Origin of the sequence: Shewanella maritima (genome assembly GCF_004295345.1) — a bacterium.
Classification (GTDB): domain Bacteria; phylum Pseudomonadota; class Gammaproteobacteria; order Enterobacterales; family Shewanellaceae; genus Shewanella; species Shewanella maritima.
In genome coordinates this window covers 789,322-805,766 of sequence record NZ_CP036200.1, presented here as the reverse complement: position 1 = coordinate 805,766, position 16,445 = coordinate 789,322, and the positions used below count along the sequence as shown (strand labels likewise).

The 16,445-nt window shown below is 40.7% G+C and carries 12 protein-coding genes; all 12 read left to right on the top strand.

Going from position 1 to position 16,445, the window contains the following annotated elements; translation table 11 throughout:
* The first annotated feature begins 39 nt into the window (after positions 1-39).
* The 12 genes from EXU30_RS03455 to cysD all read left to right on the top strand — a co-directional run bounded on the left by EXU30_RS03455 (position 40) and on the right by cysD (position 16,393).
* Positions 40-3,177: a CRTAC1 family protein gene (locus EXU30_RS03455; protein WP_130597832.1), complete on the top strand. Its 3,138-nt coding sequence runs from the start codon at positions 40-42 to the stop codon at positions 3,175-3,177.
* Complete coding sequence (locus tag EXU30_RS03450) at positions 3,177-5,396, top strand: thioredoxin domain-containing protein (protein ID WP_130597831.1); 2,220 nt, start codon at positions 3,177-3,179, stop codon at positions 5,394-5,396. Before EXU30_RS03455 ends, EXU30_RS03450 begins: the two co-directional genes overlap by 1 nt.
* Positions 5,397-5,724: 328 nt before the next feature.
* Complete coding sequence (locus EXU30_RS03445) at positions 5,725-6,174, top strand: GDP-mannose mannosyl hydrolase (RefSeq protein ID WP_130597830.1); 450 nt, start codon at positions 5,725-5,727, stop codon at positions 6,172-6,174.
* A gap of 69 nt (positions 6,175-6,243) precedes the next feature.
* The gene (locus EXU30_RS03440) at positions 6,244-7,008 is read left to right on the top strand and encodes a hypothetical protein (RefSeq protein ID WP_130597829.1); all 765 of its coding nucleotides are present in this window, start codon (positions 6,244-6,246) and stop codon (positions 7,006-7,008) included.
* Between the two features lie 11 nt (positions 7,009-7,019).
* Positions 7,020-9,200, top strand: a complete 2,181-nt coding sequence (locus EXU30_RS03435) for a glycosyltransferase (protein ID WP_130597828.1) — start codon at positions 7,020-7,022, stop codon at positions 9,198-9,200.
* 16 nt (positions 9,201-9,216) lie between these two features.
* Positions 9,217-10,014: a sulfotransferase gene (locus EXU30_RS03430; RefSeq protein ID WP_130597827.1), complete on the top strand. Its 798-nt coding sequence runs from the start codon at positions 9,217-9,219 to the stop codon at positions 10,012-10,014.
* A gap of 11 nt (positions 10,015-10,025) precedes the next feature.
* On the top strand, positions 10,026-11,009 hold the full coding sequence (locus EXU30_RS03425; protein WP_130597826.1) for a hypothetical protein: 984 nt from the start codon (positions 10,026-10,028) through the stop codon (positions 11,007-11,009).
* A 20-nt stretch (positions 11,010-11,029) separates the two neighbouring features.
* Positions 11,030-11,638, top strand: a complete 609-nt coding sequence (locus EXU30_RS03420) for an SCP2 sterol-binding domain-containing protein (protein ID WP_130597825.1) — start codon at positions 11,030-11,032, stop codon at positions 11,636-11,638.
* An 89-nt stretch (positions 11,639-11,727) separates the two neighbouring features.
* A complete protein-coding gene (locus tag EXU30_RS03415) occupies positions 11,728-13,557 on the top strand; it encodes a glycosyltransferase family 2 protein (protein WP_130597824.1) in 1,830 nt (609 codons plus the stop codon).
* Positions 13,558-14,457 (top strand): glycosyltransferase, encoded by a 900-nt coding sequence (locus tag EXU30_RS03410; RefSeq protein ID WP_130597823.1) that lies wholly within the window; start codon positions 13,558-13,560, stop codon positions 14,455-14,457.
* A gap of 3 nt (positions 14,458-14,460) precedes the next feature.
* Complete coding sequence (locus EXU30_RS03405; RefSeq protein ID WP_130597822.1) at positions 14,461-15,330, top strand: glycosyltransferase family 2 protein; 870 nt, start codon at positions 14,461-14,463, stop codon at positions 15,328-15,330.
* Between the two features lie 154 nt (positions 15,331-15,484).
* On the top strand, positions 15,485-16,393 hold the full coding sequence (gene cysD / locus EXU30_RS03400; RefSeq protein WP_130597821.1) for a sulfate adenylyltransferase subunit CysD: 909 nt from the start codon (positions 15,485-15,487) through the stop codon (positions 16,391-16,393).
* The last annotated feature ends 52 nt before the right edge of the window (positions 16,394-16,445 follow it).

The following is a 16,445-nucleotide window of genomic DNA, read 5'->3' as shown; positions in this document are numbered from 1 at the left end:
CGGCGTATTATTTTGAAGAGCGAATAGCGTAGTTTAGGTATGAAGAACAATAATAAAGCCTTAGTTTTAAGTATTGCTTTAGCGTTAGGCACATTACCAGGTGTATTAAATGCAAAAGTCGAATTACCACCAAAGCCAGACCCCCGCTTGCTGGTTGATATAATCGGCAATCTAGAGGCTGAGCGCGATCCTAAATGTCACGCGACAGCTACGCGTTTAGAAGGGCTGATTTACGGTACGCCTCTTTCAGAACAAGCAAGGTATTTAAAAACTGAAGTTCAAAAACAGCTGGTTAAATCTATCTGGCAAGCTGCCGCAACGGTTGCTGGTCAGAGTGTTGCTACACTTAATAAAAGCCACGTCGATTCAGCTGTCAGTGATTTGTTTTCAATTGAGCGTACAGTCAGTGTTGTGGGTGCAAGCTGGAATGTGGAAGTGGGTGATAACATCACAGTTATTGATGAGCGCGATCAGCAACATTATGGCTCTGTGGCATATACGTTGAGAGCAATGCTGGCAGTGCAGCAAGACGTGTTGTTAGATTTTGACAGTGAACTGCCACAGTTAGATGATGAGGCCGCCAATGAGATTAATCGCCTTGTCGATTTGTTAACTCTCACTTTATTGAAAAAAGCTGACGCTTTAGCTCGTGACGATAATGCCCATCAAGTCGCAAAAACGCATATCGCTGCGGTTGATAAAGCGTTATTTTCGAGCATTACTCAACCAAGCAAAGTGGAAACTCGTGTCGCAAGCAAAGGAACATCTGCAACCGGAGTGTTAGATAGTGTTATTGCCCAAAAGATTGCCGCATTTAACAAGTATAATGAGGTCAGTCAGCCACTGTTTTACCGCAACCTTCAGGTTTATTTTGCAAAAGCTGCAATGCCTGAGAGTAAAAATGCGCAGGCTGAGTTTAAACAATACTTTACTGAGGCGATGATTGCGTTTTCTGCCAGTCTTTATTTATCTGCACAGGCAAATGTTGATGCGGGCGTCACAATTAAAGAACAACACGTAGCTCAAGCGATTTCATCTATTTTGCCTCATGATGTCAATGAATATGAAGACGTCATTTTTTACCCTAAGTACCCAAACACTAAACAAGTTGTCATTGAGTCTTACGACATGGACGCCTTTCGCGACTCAGGTCTTCACTGGCAATATTTTCAGCAAGCCTTAGTTGATATTCGCCAACAGGTTCAATTAGAAGCAGACCCTTTTGCTGCTGAGCTAATTAGCGAAGCTATTGCTCACTATGGGGTGTTGCTGCTAAGAGGCGCTGGTGACAGTGTAAAAGCGCTTGGTAAAGAGCATTTAACAGCGCAGTCCTTAGTGCAAAGTTACGAGTCAATTAATGCGAGTGTTGCACACCATGGTACTTATAAGCCTGAAGTTATTGAAGGGGCAGCGATTATTTCAGCGCAGCCTACGCAATCACTAGAGCAGATAAAGTACTTTAATGATATTACAGAAGTGAGTCAGTTTAAGGCTGAGCATCGCTCTTCTGATTGGCTAAGCAGGCAGCTACGCAGTTATTTAGAGAAAGACAACAGTACAGGGGTTATCACTATTCCTCCAGCTTTTGGAGGCAGTGGTATAGCAGCTGAAGACATAAACGGTGATGGTTTAATTGATATATTGGTGCTCAGTGGCCTGGGCAATAAGCTATTTCTGAATGATGGCAATAAATTTATCGATGTCACGGCAAAATCTGGGTTAGATGTAAAAAGCGCTAAATTTGGTCAAACTCAAAATTATGGTGAGCCACGCCAGCCATTGATCGCGGATTTTGATAATGACGGCGATCAGGACATTATCATCACCTATGTGGATGAGTCACATCGGATCTTTAGCAATAATAGTGATGGCACATTTACCGATATTTCAAAACAAGTGAATCTAGGTGGGGAAGGGCTGGTTGCAGGTCCAGCGACCACATTTGATGTTAATAATGACGGCCTATTAGATATTTACATCCAATACTTTGGTAATTACCTCAAAGGTGATTTGCCTACCTTAAAGAGACGTAATGATAACGGTGGAGAAAACGTTTTATTCATTAACAAAGGTGACTTTAAGTTCGAACAAGCTGCCGAGGCTTTAGGCGCCAATGACACAGGTTGGGGACAATCTGTCACCCATACCGATCTGAACATGGATGGCTGGCAAGACCTAATAGTCGGCAACGACTTTGGGGTTAATGCTTATTATATCAATCGTAACGGTAAAACGTTTATTGATTATGCCGCTAAGCTAGGCACGGACAAGCCTTCGTATACCATGAACATTAGTCTCACCGATTTGAATCGTGATGGGCTTGCGGATGTGTATATTTCCAACATTGTTACCATGAATAAAGATCAAAAATACGTTCTGCCAACCGAAGATACCCAAGCTGAATTCAACCCCGATAAGTTGGCAAATATGCGTGTGGTCGAAGGGAATGATTTATTTATATCAGGTAAGAATAAACATGGCGCGTTAGCTTATCAGCAAAGTGACTTAGTAGGGCGAGGCTACTCAACGACAGGGTGGGCATGGGATGCAGACTTCCTCGATGTTGATAATGATGGCGATGATGACCTATACGTGCTTAATGGCATGAATGACTACTATGTATATTCAACCAAAAACCCATATTACACCGACCCAGTTACCGGTGAGTCTGTGAGTAATATTCACTTCCCTGATGCTTCCAAAGCGAGCAATGTGTTCTTTTTGAACAATAACGGTAAGTTAAATAATGTGTCTAGGCAAAGTGGTATAGACATTATTGCTAATTCGCGCTCAGCGACATACCTAGATTTTGATAATGATGGTGATCTCGATGTCGCGTTAAACAACTATCATGATACTGCCAAATTGTTTGAAAATAATGCCGAAAAGCTGTCTAACAATTGGTTGAAAATTAAGTTAGTTGGTTCTCCTGAGCACGGTATTAATCGTGATGCGATTGGAGCACAGGTGCTTGTTGGTACCGCTAGTGGTGGTTACAGTTGGCGTCAAGTCTCTGGTAGTCAAGGATATATGTCTGTTCACCCTAAGTTACAGCATATTGGCTTGGGCAAAGCTGACAGCGCGCGCGTTACTGTTATTTGGCCAAATGGTGAGCGCACATTCTTTGAAAAACTTGCTGCGAACAACAGTTATACCATCTCTTACAAGGCGCAGTAGTGTTGACAAAAACTTTGTGTAGAAGCTTTAGAACTTGTGCTTTTTTGAGCTTGGTATTTACTACCCTACTTGCTGTCATCACCCCTACAGAAGTGGTGGCGGTAAGCTCTGCTGCAAAAATCAAATCATTCGAAAGTCAAAAACAATGGTTATTTGACAATCAGGTTATTCAAAATCTGCAAACTACGCCTAACTTCATTAATGATTTAATTGATTCTGATTCGCCTTACTTATTATCTCACGCTTTGCAGCCTATCAATTGGGTTGAGTGGAATGAACAGTTAAAGAGCGGGGTAGCAGATAAAAGTAAGCTAATTTTTATCTCAATTGGTTATTCAACTTGCCATTGGTGCCATGTGATGGCGCAGGAGAGCTTTGACAGTCTCGAAGTCGCTGAGTTACTCAACGAAAGTTATATCAGTGTCAAAGTAGACAGAGAGCAGTGGCCTTTAGTCGACAGTCACTTTAAGTCGGCACTTGAACTACTGAAGGGTGAGGCCGGCTGGCCAATAAACGCGATATTAACGCCAGATGGTCAGCTAGTTTGGGTTGATTCTTACATCGATAAAGCTAAGTTCATTAAAACTATCAAGGGGTTGGGGCGAAGGTGGCAAAGCAATCCAACGCAGGTATCACAGGTTGCAAAAAGGGTAGAGCAACAATTAGCCGCAAATCTCCTGACTATTTCTAGTGATAAATTAGCTCGTGCAAGCAAGTCTGACTGGCGGAAGGCTCTGCCAAGTATTCATCAAGCCGCCGTCAAAGCGTTGTCAGATGAACAATCAAGGCCAGGTCCGCGTTTTTTTCGTGAGCCTTGGACCCTAGGGTTATTAGAAGAGTATTTAAGAACGTTTGACCCTGAGTATTTACAGTTAGTTCAGGACCACCTAAATGCCATAATTGTAAGTCCAACTTATGATGCTGTTGAAGGGGGCTTTCATCGCTATGCTGTTGATGGTAATTGGCAAAAGCCTCATTACGAAAAGATGCTATATACACAGGCGAGTATGCTAAAGGTACTCGCAAAGCTCTATTCAATTACGCTAAATGACAAGTATCGGATTGCTATTGAGCAAACTCATGACTGGGTTAATCAATGGTTAAAACAAGATACTGGTTTGGCTTCGGCAGTTTCTGCATTATCTTCGGGTGTTGAAGGTGCATATTATCAAGTGCCTTATGGCTACAAAAGACCAATAATTAGCGAACAAGATTGGCGAAAAAGTCCTGAAGTAGAAACGTTAAAAGAGCATCGACGCCATCTTGATAAGCCATTAGTCGATGAGAAGGTTCTGCTGAATTGGAATAGCATGTACGGTGTTGGATTAGTTGAGGCTTATGTGGCAACTAATCAACAAGCTTACTTGAACGCCGCCAGGCAGTTAGCTAATTCGCTGTGGCATACCTTTAAACGTCAAGATACGCTTTACCGTAGTGAGTTCTCTCAGCGTATGTCTATTGTCGCACAGCCAGAAGATGTGGCCTGGTTTGCGTTGCTTTATATCCATTTGTCAGAGCAAACGATAAGTGATGCGAATACTCATCAAAAAATGCAAACACGAGCTAACTGGCTAGTTGAAAAGTTAGTCTCGATGCTTGATAAAGATGAAGATAGCATTTCATCTGTTGCGAACTTAAACCGCGATGAAGAAATACCGTCAACACGCTCAGCGGTGCTGGAAGCTTTGTTTTTTGGTTATAAGCAAACAAAATCTGTGTCGATGAAGCAGCTTAGCAAACAGCTTGATATTGCTGATACGACAGAGGTAGAAACGCTTGTTTCAGAGTACAGCTACGCTAGGTTTAAAGCCAATGAGCTTAAAAGAGTACATACTAACTACGCTAGATTTGCTAACGGTAATGGCCGTATTAGTTTGTCCATGCAAGGTCCTGACCTTGTAGCTAAGTTTGCAATGAACCCTGGCTGGCATATCAACGCTAACCTAGTTAGTAACAAGCGCTACTTAGCTACGGTTGTTGAAGTCGATACACCTCAACAACAGAATATTCCGTTAAGTATTGTTTTTCCTGAGTCACTAAAGAAGCACTTAGCGTTTGACGAAGTGCCATTAAATTTATTTGAAAATAAATTTGAGGTGATTGTTTCGGACTATACCGCAGTGCAGCAACCTTCCATTGTCTCTATACAGCTTCAAGCATGCTCAGATTCATTGTGCTTGTTACCTGAAAAAGTATATCTACTGGGGACTGTGAGGTAATAGCATTGTAAAATGTAAGTCCATAGGAGTTCAAAGCCGCTGTTCGATGTTGGGAGAAACCGCTCCCTTAAACCTATCGAGTATTCATAACCCATAACTGTCTTTTTACCACAATTAGCTTGTTGGTTTTCATTGGCTTAGTTATCATGTTGCACGACTTATGGAGAGATAAATTCTTAATGGATTAGAAAAGCAGGAGTTGTATTTTTAATGTACTGCAGCCAACTAACAGCAAAGCTCTTTTCTTCTAGCCCTCCTCAATTTTTCCATGTAAACGCCGGGCCCATAGCGATTAATACAAAGCAGTGAACTATTTCATAGGTGTTTGATGTTTTTAGATAAAGATACATTCGAAACGGTAATTGAATCTACCCCGCTAATATCCATTGATTTAGTGGTAGAAAACTCTAATGGCGCAGTATTGCTTGGCCATAGAAATAACCGCCCGGCTAAAGGGTATTGGTTCGTACCCGGCGGAAGAATTCGCAAAAATGAGAAGCTAGATGATGCTTTTTTAAGATTGTGTGTTGAAGAACTTGGGGTTGAGGCTACTCGTCAGCAAGCTCATTGCTTGGGGCCTTACGAACACTTCTATGATGATTATGTTTTTGGAACTGAGGTGTCGACACATTATGTGGTTATCGGATACAAGATCATTGTCGATATTGATATTGAATCATTACCGGAGAAACAGCACAATCAGTACCGTTGGTTTACTAAAAATGAAATGAAGTCTTCTTCTGACGTTCATCTACATTCTAAATGGTATATTGAATAACTCCAGCGGCGAATTACAGCGGTTGCTCAATAATAGAATTGATAAAAATCTAAGTTACAAGGACAACAAATGAAACGTGCACACAAAGACAATGAACGTATTTTGTCAGATATTAAACACTTCAAAGCCATGGTCGCTAATGAGTCGGCTCAGTTAAGAAAAGATATCACTCAGCACGTATCAAGAAGCGAAGGTGATAGTACAGAAGCTCTCATTGAACGAGTTTCAGAGCACCTTGCAAAGTTAAACGCTAGAATGCAAATTGTGGAAACTGTATTAGCGTCTGAGCTACCTGTTAATCGCAGTGTTGGTGATCAATTAACCAATACTATTGAAGTTCAAGGCTCTCGAAGCCAACCAGCTGCATTGCCAAATTTATCCAAAAAAGTGATTCTTAATACTCAACACTTCGCTACTAATACCAATATGGACAAAGCAGAACTTACTGACACGGGGTTAAGTTACTGCTGGACGAAAAGCAATCCCATAACCAATTTTAAAGCTTTGATTTCGCGAGAGCAACCAATGCAAATTAAGGTTCGTTTAGTGAGCTTAATTAAAGAGGACATGAAGCAAGACATCAAAGTTTTGGTCGATGGGAATGTTGTATCGAGCAAAATTGAATTTGATGGAACATTAGATTGCCTAGTCGCTGAAATACCTGAATCTAAAGGTAAGGTAGATGAGACTAAAGTTGCAGTACAACTTCCAAATACCTTTTCTCCTCAAGAACTGGGTAAATCACCTGATGAACGTAAGCTTGGTATTGCCATTAATATTGTAGAGTTCAATGAGCCAGAAAAGAAAAAGAAGCGTTTTTTCTCATTTAGATAATAGGTTGCGGTTTGTATAAAACACTTAAAGCTTGGGCTAACAAGCTGAGCTTTGCGGTTAAGTTGATTTCGTATAGCCGTGTCAAAACCCTAGTAAGATTGCTGATAACTGAGTCTCCTGGTGCTGTAATTGCTCGAGCTAAACGATTTTGGCAACTGAAACGCTATCAAAAGTTAGGAGGCACACCTCCACAGAGTTGGAATGACTCTGAGGATAACGTTTGCCCTGACCTCATAGTAAGTGACGTTTCTGAGTTTGAAGTTACATTACCACTTAATATTCCTACATTTGATGACATCGAAGTTTCGATAATTGTCCCTGTGTATAACCAATGGGATTACACGGTTAGATGTATTCATTCAATTATTGAAAATGTTGAAGGGGTAAGTTTTGAGGTGATTGTTGCTGACGATTGCTCGACAGATGAAACCATAAATGCTCAGCGGCACCTGCCCAATGCTAAGATTGTTCGGCCTGAAGAAAATCAGGGGTTCTTGAAAAACTGTAACTTTGCAGCTAAGCATGCTGTTGGTGATTTCATCGTCCTTTTAAATAATGACACTGTTGTACACGAGCACTGGTTGTCGAGTTTACTTAGCACTATCAAGCGCGATGATGATATTGGAATTGTTGGCTCAAAGCTGGTGTATCCCGATGGGACATTGCAGGAAGCTGGTGGTATCGTCTGGAGAGATGGTTCCGCGTGGAATTATGGTAATGGCCGCAACCCTAGTTTGCCCGAGTATAATTATTATAAAGAGGTCGATTATATTTCTGGTGCCAGTGTTCTGATCCGAGCTACCTGCTGGCATCAACTAGAAGGCTTTGATACTCGATACGCACCAGCATATTATGAAGATACAGACTTTTGTTTTGCACTGCGTGATTTAGGGTATAAAACTGTTTTTCAACCTCAATCTGTCGTAACCCACTTTGAAGGTAAAAGCCACGGCACTAACACCGCTTCTGGATTGAAAGCGTACCAAGTTACAAATCAAAAGAAGTTTCGAGAGAAATGGCACAATATTTTAAGGACAGAACACTCTGCAAATGGGCAAGGTGGTTTTGTTGCCAGAGATCGTAGTCGAAATAAAAAGTCGATTTTGCTCATTGATCATTACGTGCCTTGGTATGATCAAGATGCAGGTTCTCGTTCAACCTTCATGTATGTAAAGTTCTTCGTTGACGCAGGCTACAACGTAAAGTTCATCGGCGATAACTTTTATCCGCACCAACCTTATACTCAGGTGCTCGAGTCCATGGGGGTGGAGGTGTTATATGGTGGTCACTACGCCGAAAACTGGCGAGGTTGGTTTTTAGAGCACCAGAGCTTTATCGATGTAGTGTATTTTCATCGTCCACACATTGCGCCCAAGTACTTACCTTTTATTAAACAGCATAGCGCTGCTAAGTTAGTGTATCAATGCCATGACTTGCATCATTGGCGTCTCGCTAGAGCGGCTGAAATTTCAAGTTGTGAGAAAACCAAACAAGAGGCACAACATTGGAAAGGAGTCGAATTGGACATATTTGACTCTGTTGATGTTGGATTAACCTTTTCTCATGATGAAAAGGCCTACTTAGATGCTTTAAATCTAAAAAGCGACATACAGCAGGTACCTTTGTTTGTGTATGACAAGCCCAGTAGTCCAGACTCTCAGCTCCCTTTTGCAAAGCGCCAAGATTTATTGTTTGTTGGTGGCTTTGGACACGCGCCAAACGAAGAGGGCGTACTGTGGTTTTTGGAGAGTGTTTGGCCTTTCGTGCAGCAAAGACTCCCTGATATTTGCTTTCATATTGTTGGCAGCAAGATGCCAGATGCAATCAAAGCATACGGTTCAGATACCGTTATCATTCATGGCTTTGTATCTGATGAAGAGTTAGCAACACTTTATAGAAAGGTGTCAGTTAACATTTTGCCCTTGCTGCATGGTGCAGGCGTTAAAGGCAAGCTAGTTGAATCTTTGTTTTATGGAACCCCAGTGGTGTCGACTGCAATTGGCTTAGAGGGTATAAATGCCGCTGATTACGGACTGGTTGCTAGTAATACCCCACAGAAATTCGCTGATCAGGTAGCGAAATTAGTCATGAATGAACAAGATTGGCAACGACAGATGTCGCAGCAACAGCAATTGTTTATAGATAATTTTTCACGGGGTGCTGTTGCAGAGCATATTAAACGTGTTTTTTAAGTATTAAGAGGTTTTTGTGAGTCAAGTTTTTATATTTTCAGCTTGTTGGAGAACAGGTAGTACGTTAATTCAGCGCTTTTTAAATACCTCTGATGATTTACTGATTTGGGGGGAGCCAAATTACTTGCTGCCTTTTCATAATGCATTTACCAAGTCTGTTGCTCATTTTAAAGCAGTTGAATGGCAGCATACGTCTTTGGAGGAGTTGGGGTTTCAAAAGGCTTGGATCCCTGTACTAAACCCTAAATCACAGCAGTTGCTAGAAGGCTATAGAGCATTTTTTAACACGACTTATGGCGGTCAGTTAGCGCAATATGGCAAGCGTCGTTGGGGGTTTAAAGAAGTTAGGCAAAATGCTTATCAGCACGCTGAGATGATGAAAACCTTATTTCCTGATTGCAAGATCATTTTTCACTATCGCAACCCTTATGAAGTTTATGAGTCGTTGTTATCTACGGACTTCCACCAAAGTTTCAATGACCCGTATCAACCGATTCGATTTTGGGCTAATAATATGAAAGATTTCATTGATACAGCAAAAATTGAACGGTTAGGTGCAATTGTGATTGCCCACGAAGACTTTGTCGACGAAGTTAAGTCAATGAGCGAAATGGAAAAAGTTGCAAGTTTTGCAGGTGTAAAACTGACTACTACTATGGTTGAGACTTTACATCATAAAGTTGGCGGCACTTCAAGCCAAGTCGGGTTAGAAGCAAATGTGGTTAATAAGATAGATCAGGTTATTAGTGGCACACTAGGACAAGAGCTTAGTGAGAAGGTGATGTCATTATTTGCTAAACCTAAGTTGGCTTAAGGTTAAATGTAATGAAAAAACTAGTCTTGCATATTGGACCGCATAAGACCGCGTCAACTTATATCCAGAAAAGCCTTCTTGAAAACACTGCCTATCTTTCATCAAAAGGTTGGACTTATCCAGACGATGAAATTCTTCAGTATGGACACCACCCTTTTGTTAATTGGTTGCTAAACGGTGACTATGATCAGCTTGAACACTACACCGAGAGGTTAAAGGCACTCAATAGCAATATTTTGTTATCATCTGAGAATTTTGATCGTTTAAACCAACAGCAAATTCAAAAGCTTCACGATGTTGTTAATAAATGCTTTGAAGTCCATATTCTTTACGTATACAGGCGAGCTGATGAGAAGTTGATATCGAGTTGGTCAGAGTCTATTAAACACGGCAATGTGCAAGTATGGCAAGACTACGCGTTAGAGCACTTATTAAGGCCCTTTGTAAGTAGCTGCCTTGGTGACACTGGTATCTTGCTTAAGTATGCAAAGGTTTTTGGTAAGCAATATATTGCCGTTGTCGACTATGATATTGCTAAATCTGATAACCAAGATTTAGTTGAGTTGGTTTTGGCGTTATATCAAATTGATGACACGGGTTATTGTTATAACAATCAAGTGATTAATCAGGCTCCAAATAAGAAAATTATCGAAGTTTTAAGGTTGTTAAATCGATACCATAGTAAGAAGACAGGTACGAATGCGCAATCAAAGCGGTTAAGGGCTAGGTTTTTCAAGTATTTAAACAATGAAGCTGCAGTAAGAAAAAAAATCGATAACTTACCTGCTTGGGAGGATAAGGTGTCGATAGCGGATACCTTCGTGCTTAACAGGTTAAAGGCGAACTTTCATAAAGAGTTTGACGCTAACATCGTCAATTATGATGATTCGTTTGTTTTACCTGCGAAAGTGTTTGCGCTTCCAACTGTGGAATTACAGTCAGATAGTGACTTTATCAAGAAGTTATATGCTGATGTTATGTCTGTCGAAATTTAAGTTAAATGTAGGCCACATAGATGAGAAAAAGATTAATTTCAGCCGCCTTAAAAATTATTCCTAATCGACTTCAACTTAAAGCACTAGAAAAAGCATGGCACTTTGTGTTTGCGAATGAAAAAATTGAAGTGGGCAGCCACGTCAGATTAAATTTACAAGATTTTAACGTGTCTTGGCTGGTACCTGTGACTAAGACTGAACAGAGCCAGGGCGAACAGCACCCGCTAACAGTGTCATTCACCCTAGAAAAATTACTTGAATGCCGACGAAAAAGTGTACTCCAGACAGCGATAGATGATGGCTGTATACATGTTGAAGGTGATGCAGCTAAAGCACAAGTATTTAAGAAAGCAGTCAAATCTGTATCTCAACCACATTTAGATCGTTTAGTCTCTCGTTGTTGCTCATTTTTACATATAAAACCTGAACCTAGGATTGATTTAGCAACAGTTTCGGTGAGTGATATCGAGTGTGATGAAGATATAGACTTTATTCGAGATTCTGCTATTAGTGTGCAAAAAAAGGATACGCAACAAGCACTAAGATTAATGCTTGTTGCTCAACAAGCTAGACCTAGTGGCTCTCATATCAATAGAAAAGTTAAAGAATATCAAGCCCAGCTTCGTTAATACGCCTTCACGCTAGCTTATGCAACAAGTGCTAAGGCTTATAACCGTTACATGCAATACGTATTTAAATTTAAAGAGAGTGAAATACATTGTCTGACTTAAAGTGCTTTATCTCTAAAGTTGTAGGCAGTGTGCTGAGCTTGCTTCCCGAGCGCATTAAAGCTGAACTTAAAAAAATAGCAGCCCTTAGAGCGTTACATGTTAAGTTATCAAATATTGTCGCTAAGCCTATGTCTGCAGTTGAACTTGACCAAGATCAAGAGCGCTTTCATCGCTATTTGAATTGGCAGAATACACAGCTTAATGAGCTCATTTCAAAACCACTCACTGATTTTGATTGCAACATTTTAATATGCGTCCCAGATGGGCAAGAAGACCTTATATCAGCAACGCTAGATAGCATCTCAAAATTACTAGGCTTCAATGGAAGCGTCATTTTTTGGGGCACACGGTCGTGCACATCAGAGCTTGAGCTATACACGTCGAAATTTAACCTAGAATGCTATTTTGTCACTCGATTAAATGATTGTGAGCCTAGCTTATTTAACGAGCCTATTTTTATTATTAATAGTGGAGATACCCTTGACCCGCGATGTCTATTGGCCTTAGTCGATAATACTGAACATAGTCAATTTGCGTATGTAGATACTTGTATTTATCTTGCTTCTAACAACCAATGGTTAGAACCTGATTTTAAGCCTGATTTTAATCCCGATTTTCAATACAGTAATGGTTACGTAAATACTGGTCTATGGTGTAAGGCACTTGAGAGTTTTAGTTCTATTTCAAACCAAGTTACAAGCCACAGTATTGCAGCTTTTGTTTGTCATTTAGGTTTAAATCGACGAAGTGGCGATATTCACCACATACCTTGGGTGTTGCTTGCTCAGCGCCAAGCATTTGATATGTCTGCCGGGGTGAGTTCACTTGAGCATACATTCCATGGTCACGCTGAATTATTACACTGTAACAAGCAAGCTTCTAGTATCACGCTGAATTGGCCGTTAAGCTCTCAGCCGTTAGTCTCGATTATTATTCCTACCCACAATGCCAAGGCGTTAGTTAAGTCCTGTATTGACTCGATTCTTGTTAAAACCAGTTATCAGAACTTTGAGATTATCTTAGTCGATAACAATTCTGATGACCCTGAAAGTATTAGTTACTTTAAGCGCCTTTCTGAACAGCCTAAGATTACCGTTATTGAATACCCTCATGCTTTTAATTATTCAGCGATAAATAATTTTGCTGTAAAACATGCTGCGGGAGACGTCGTTGCGTTAGTTAACAATGATGTCGAAGTCATTTCAGCAGACTGGCTAGAGCAACTTGTTCGGCAAGTAATACGCCCAGATATAGGTTGTGTAGGAGCAAAACTACTCTACTCTAATGGCACTGTGCAGCACGCAGGTGTCATTTTAGGCTGCGGTGGCTCAAGCGGGGTTGCAGCTCACGCACATAAGCACTTTCCTGGTGAACATCCTGGCTATCAAAATAGGTTGGTTTGTACCCATAATGTCAGCGCTGTCACCGCGGCTTGTCTCATCGCTAAGAAGTCTCATTACGAAGCTGTCGGTGGGTTAGATGAATTAAACCTTGCGGTTGCATTTAATGATGTTGATTTTTGCTTAAAAGTGCTTCAGTTAGGAGTAAGAAACCTTTTTTGTGCAGAGGCTGTGCTTTTTCACCACGAATCGGTTAGCCGAGGTGGAGAAGATACAACAAGCAAACAGAAAAGGTTTCAACGAGAGTTGAACTACTTGAAAGGGCGTTGGGAGGAGTATGTTGAGCGGGATCCAATGTACCACCCTCATTTAACTAAACAAAAAGAGAACTTTTCAATAAACGATCGGTATACTTGTGGACATTACAAGGATCGATTGTGTAGCCAAAATCCAACTCGTAAGGATGAAGTTAGATAGATGATAGATAATGATGATAAGCAGTTTGTGGTACAAGCTTCAAATCCAATTCCAAGTAAGCTTAAAACTGTTTGTGGGATGTCAGTCTATAAACAAGACAAGTTTGAGTGGATAAAACGTGCTGTTGACAGTATTTTGCAGCAAACATTGCCCCCGTGTTTATATGTAGTTGTTATTGATGGTAATGTCGATGAGCAAGTGTCTAAGTATTTAGCTACACTCGAGTTGTCTGAATCGTCAGTGGTGCTGGTTCATTCACAAAGTAACATTGGCTTAGCTCGCTGTATGAATTTTGTGATTGATTTTGTTCAACCGCATCAACCTGACTACTTCTTTAGAATGGATGCTGACGACATATCTGTACCTCATCGCTTTGAAAAGCAGGTGGAACTGCTTGACTCCCATGCTGATGTTGACGTGCTAGGTAGTGCATTGTGGGAAGTTGATGAAAATGAGAATCGCGTAGGAGTTCGGCATTTACCAAAAAAGCATACGGCGCTTATAAAATCGTTAGCTAGACGTTGTCCTATTAATCATCCTACAGTCGCTATACGTTATAAGGTATTCGAACAAGGGCATCGGTATTTAGGGCATATGCTAAATACTCAAGATTATTTCCTATGGGTTGAACTCGCGGCTGCAGGCTATAAGTTTGCAAATGTGAAAGAACCATTGCTTCACTTTCGTCGCATCAATGGTTTTTATAAACGTCGTGGCAGAGGAAAGTCTATCAACGAGTTTAAGGCTCGCTTAATGGCGATGCGTTTACTTAATCAAGTGAGTGTTGTTAATCTGACATACGCAACTATGGTATTAACCTTACGTATGATGCCCGGATTTATAATAAAGTGGGCGTATTTTTTAGATAGGCGCTTGATGAAAATGAAAAAGAATAATTAAATTATGATTGGCGCAATTATTGTTGTTTACAATCCTGACTTAGCATTAGCGGAACGCTTGCTAACTAGGGTATATAATCAAACTGAGCATGTGGTGATTGTTGATAATAGCCCTAAAGCTCATGATTTTTCAAAAGTAATCGAACATTATGAGTACATGCATTTTCCTGCAAATTTAGGGATAGCTGCAGCACATAATCACGGTTTGCGTTATCTACTTTCTATCGGCTGTGAATATGGTTTGTTGCTTGACCAAGACAGTCAAATTACTACGGATTTTGTTTTTAGATTATCAAGTTTAATGATGGCCTCTAAAAGCCTGAAGCAAGATATTGCCGCCATTGGCCCTAGTATCAGTTGTAGTTTTACTAATAAAACCGAGCGCTCGCTTATTCAAAGAGAAGTGTTTGAGTATGAGGAACTCGTCGGTGTAACGCAGATTATCGCTTCTGGGATGCTTATCGATTTGGGTTTCTTGGATCAAATAGGCTTTAAGGACGAGAAACTCTTTATTGATGGCGTAGATCATGAATGGTGTTGGCGGGCCCGAGATATGGGGTTGCAAATCGCTAAAGCCAAGAAGATAGAAATGGTACATCGTTTAGGTGACTCACGCAGTAAATTCATTGGCGTTACCTATAAAGTTGGCTCGCCAATTAGGCTCTACTATCAATTTAGAAATATCTTACTGCTCAGCAGACGCTCTTATGTTCCCTTGTATTGGAAAGTTAGATGTCTTGGGCTTATTCCCGTTAGGTTTTTTCTGAATAGCACAATGCAACAAAATAGGCTAGATAGGATCCGTTATATGCTTTATGGCTTAGTTGACGGACTGAAAGGTATTTCTGGCTCGTACGCCACAAATCGGCGCTAGTCTTATATGTCATTTGGTTATATATTTTTATTTTTTTAGCTAAGTAAGTAATGAATAACCAAGTCGGAAGTGGTATTGTTTGAGCTTAGAACAGCATATCTTGATTGTGTGATTGAGCAATAAACGATTTTATTTTGGGAAACTCGAAACTGTTATGAACGAAGAAAGGTTAACTCACCTACGAGCGCTTGAGGCTGAATCAATTCATATTATGCGAGAAGTCGCAGCAGAGTTTGATAACCCTGTAATGCTTTACTCTGTAGGTAAAGACTCTTCTGTGTTGCTTCACTTAGCACGCAAAGCCTTTTATCCAGGAAAAATTCCTTTTCCTTTGTTGCATGTTGATACCAACTGGAAATTTAAAGAAATGATCCAGTTTAGAGATAACATGGCAAAGAAGTATGGTTTTGACTTAATCGTCCACAAAAACCCTCGCGGCTTAGAAATGAATATCAGCCCTTTTACTCATGGTAGTGCGAAGCACACTGATATCATGAAAACTGAAGGCTTAAAACAAGCCCTAGACATGCATGGCTTTGATGCTGCTTTTGGTGGTGCGCGTAGAGATGAAGAAAAGTCTCGCGCGAAAGAGCGTGTATATTCATTTCGTGATAGTAAGCACCGCTGGGATCCTAAAAATCAACGTCCAGAATTATGGAATATCTATAATAGTAAAGTTGATAAAGGTGAGAGTATTCGCGTATTTCCTTTATCGAATTGGACTGAGCTAGATATCTGGCAATACATTTACTTGGAAAACATTGAAATTCCTTCTTTATACCTCGCCAAAGAACGCCCAGTTGTAGAGCGCGACGGTACCCTAATTATGGTTGATGATGACCGTATGGAACTTGAGGTGGGAGAAGTCGCACAACCTAAGATGGTTCGCTTTAGAACGTTAGGCTGTTATCCACTTACCGGTGCCGTTGAGTCTGTTGCACAGACCCTTCCGGAAATTATTCAAGAAATGTTGTTGTGTACCACTTCAGAGCGGCAAGGTCGTGTGATTGATAATGACTCTGCAGGTTCTATGGAGAAGAAGAAAATGGAAGGTTACTTCTAGCTCTTTTTTCTTGTTAGAAACGACTTATATAGTCTCTCAGCCTGTTGTAAAG

What these genes read in the sequence shown, in the direction of transcription:
- EXU30_RS03405 (WP_130597822.1), top strand. Translation starts at nt 14,461, where the DNA reads ATGATTGGCGCAATTATTGTTGTTTACAATCCTGACTTAGCATTAGCG.
- EXU30_RS03410 (WP_130597823.1), top strand. Translation starts at nt 13,558, where the DNA reads ATGATAGATAATGATGATAAGCAGTTTGTGGTACAAGCTTCAAATCCA.
- EXU30_RS03425 (WP_130597826.1), top strand. Translation starts at nt 10,026, where the DNA reads ATGAAAAAACTAGTCTTGCATATTGGACCGCATAAGACCGCGTCAACT.
- cysD (WP_130597821.1), top strand. Translation starts at nt 15,485, where the DNA reads ATGAACGAAGAAAGGTTAACTCACCTACGAGCGCTTGAGGCTGAATCA.
- EXU30_RS03445 (WP_130597830.1), top strand. Translation starts at nt 5,725, where the DNA reads ATGTTTTTAGATAAAGATACATTCGAAACGGTAATTGAATCTACCCCG.
- EXU30_RS03420 (WP_130597825.1), top strand. Translation starts at nt 11,030, where the DNA reads ATGAGAAAAAGATTAATTTCAGCCGCCTTAAAAATTATTCCTAATCGA.
- EXU30_RS03440 (WP_130597829.1), top strand. Translation starts at nt 6,244, where the DNA reads ATGAAACGTGCACACAAAGACAATGAACGTATTTTGTCAGATATTAAA.
- EXU30_RS03455 (WP_130597832.1), top strand. Translation starts at nt 40, where the DNA reads ATGAAGAACAATAATAAAGCCTTAGTTTTAAGTATTGCTTTAGCGTTA.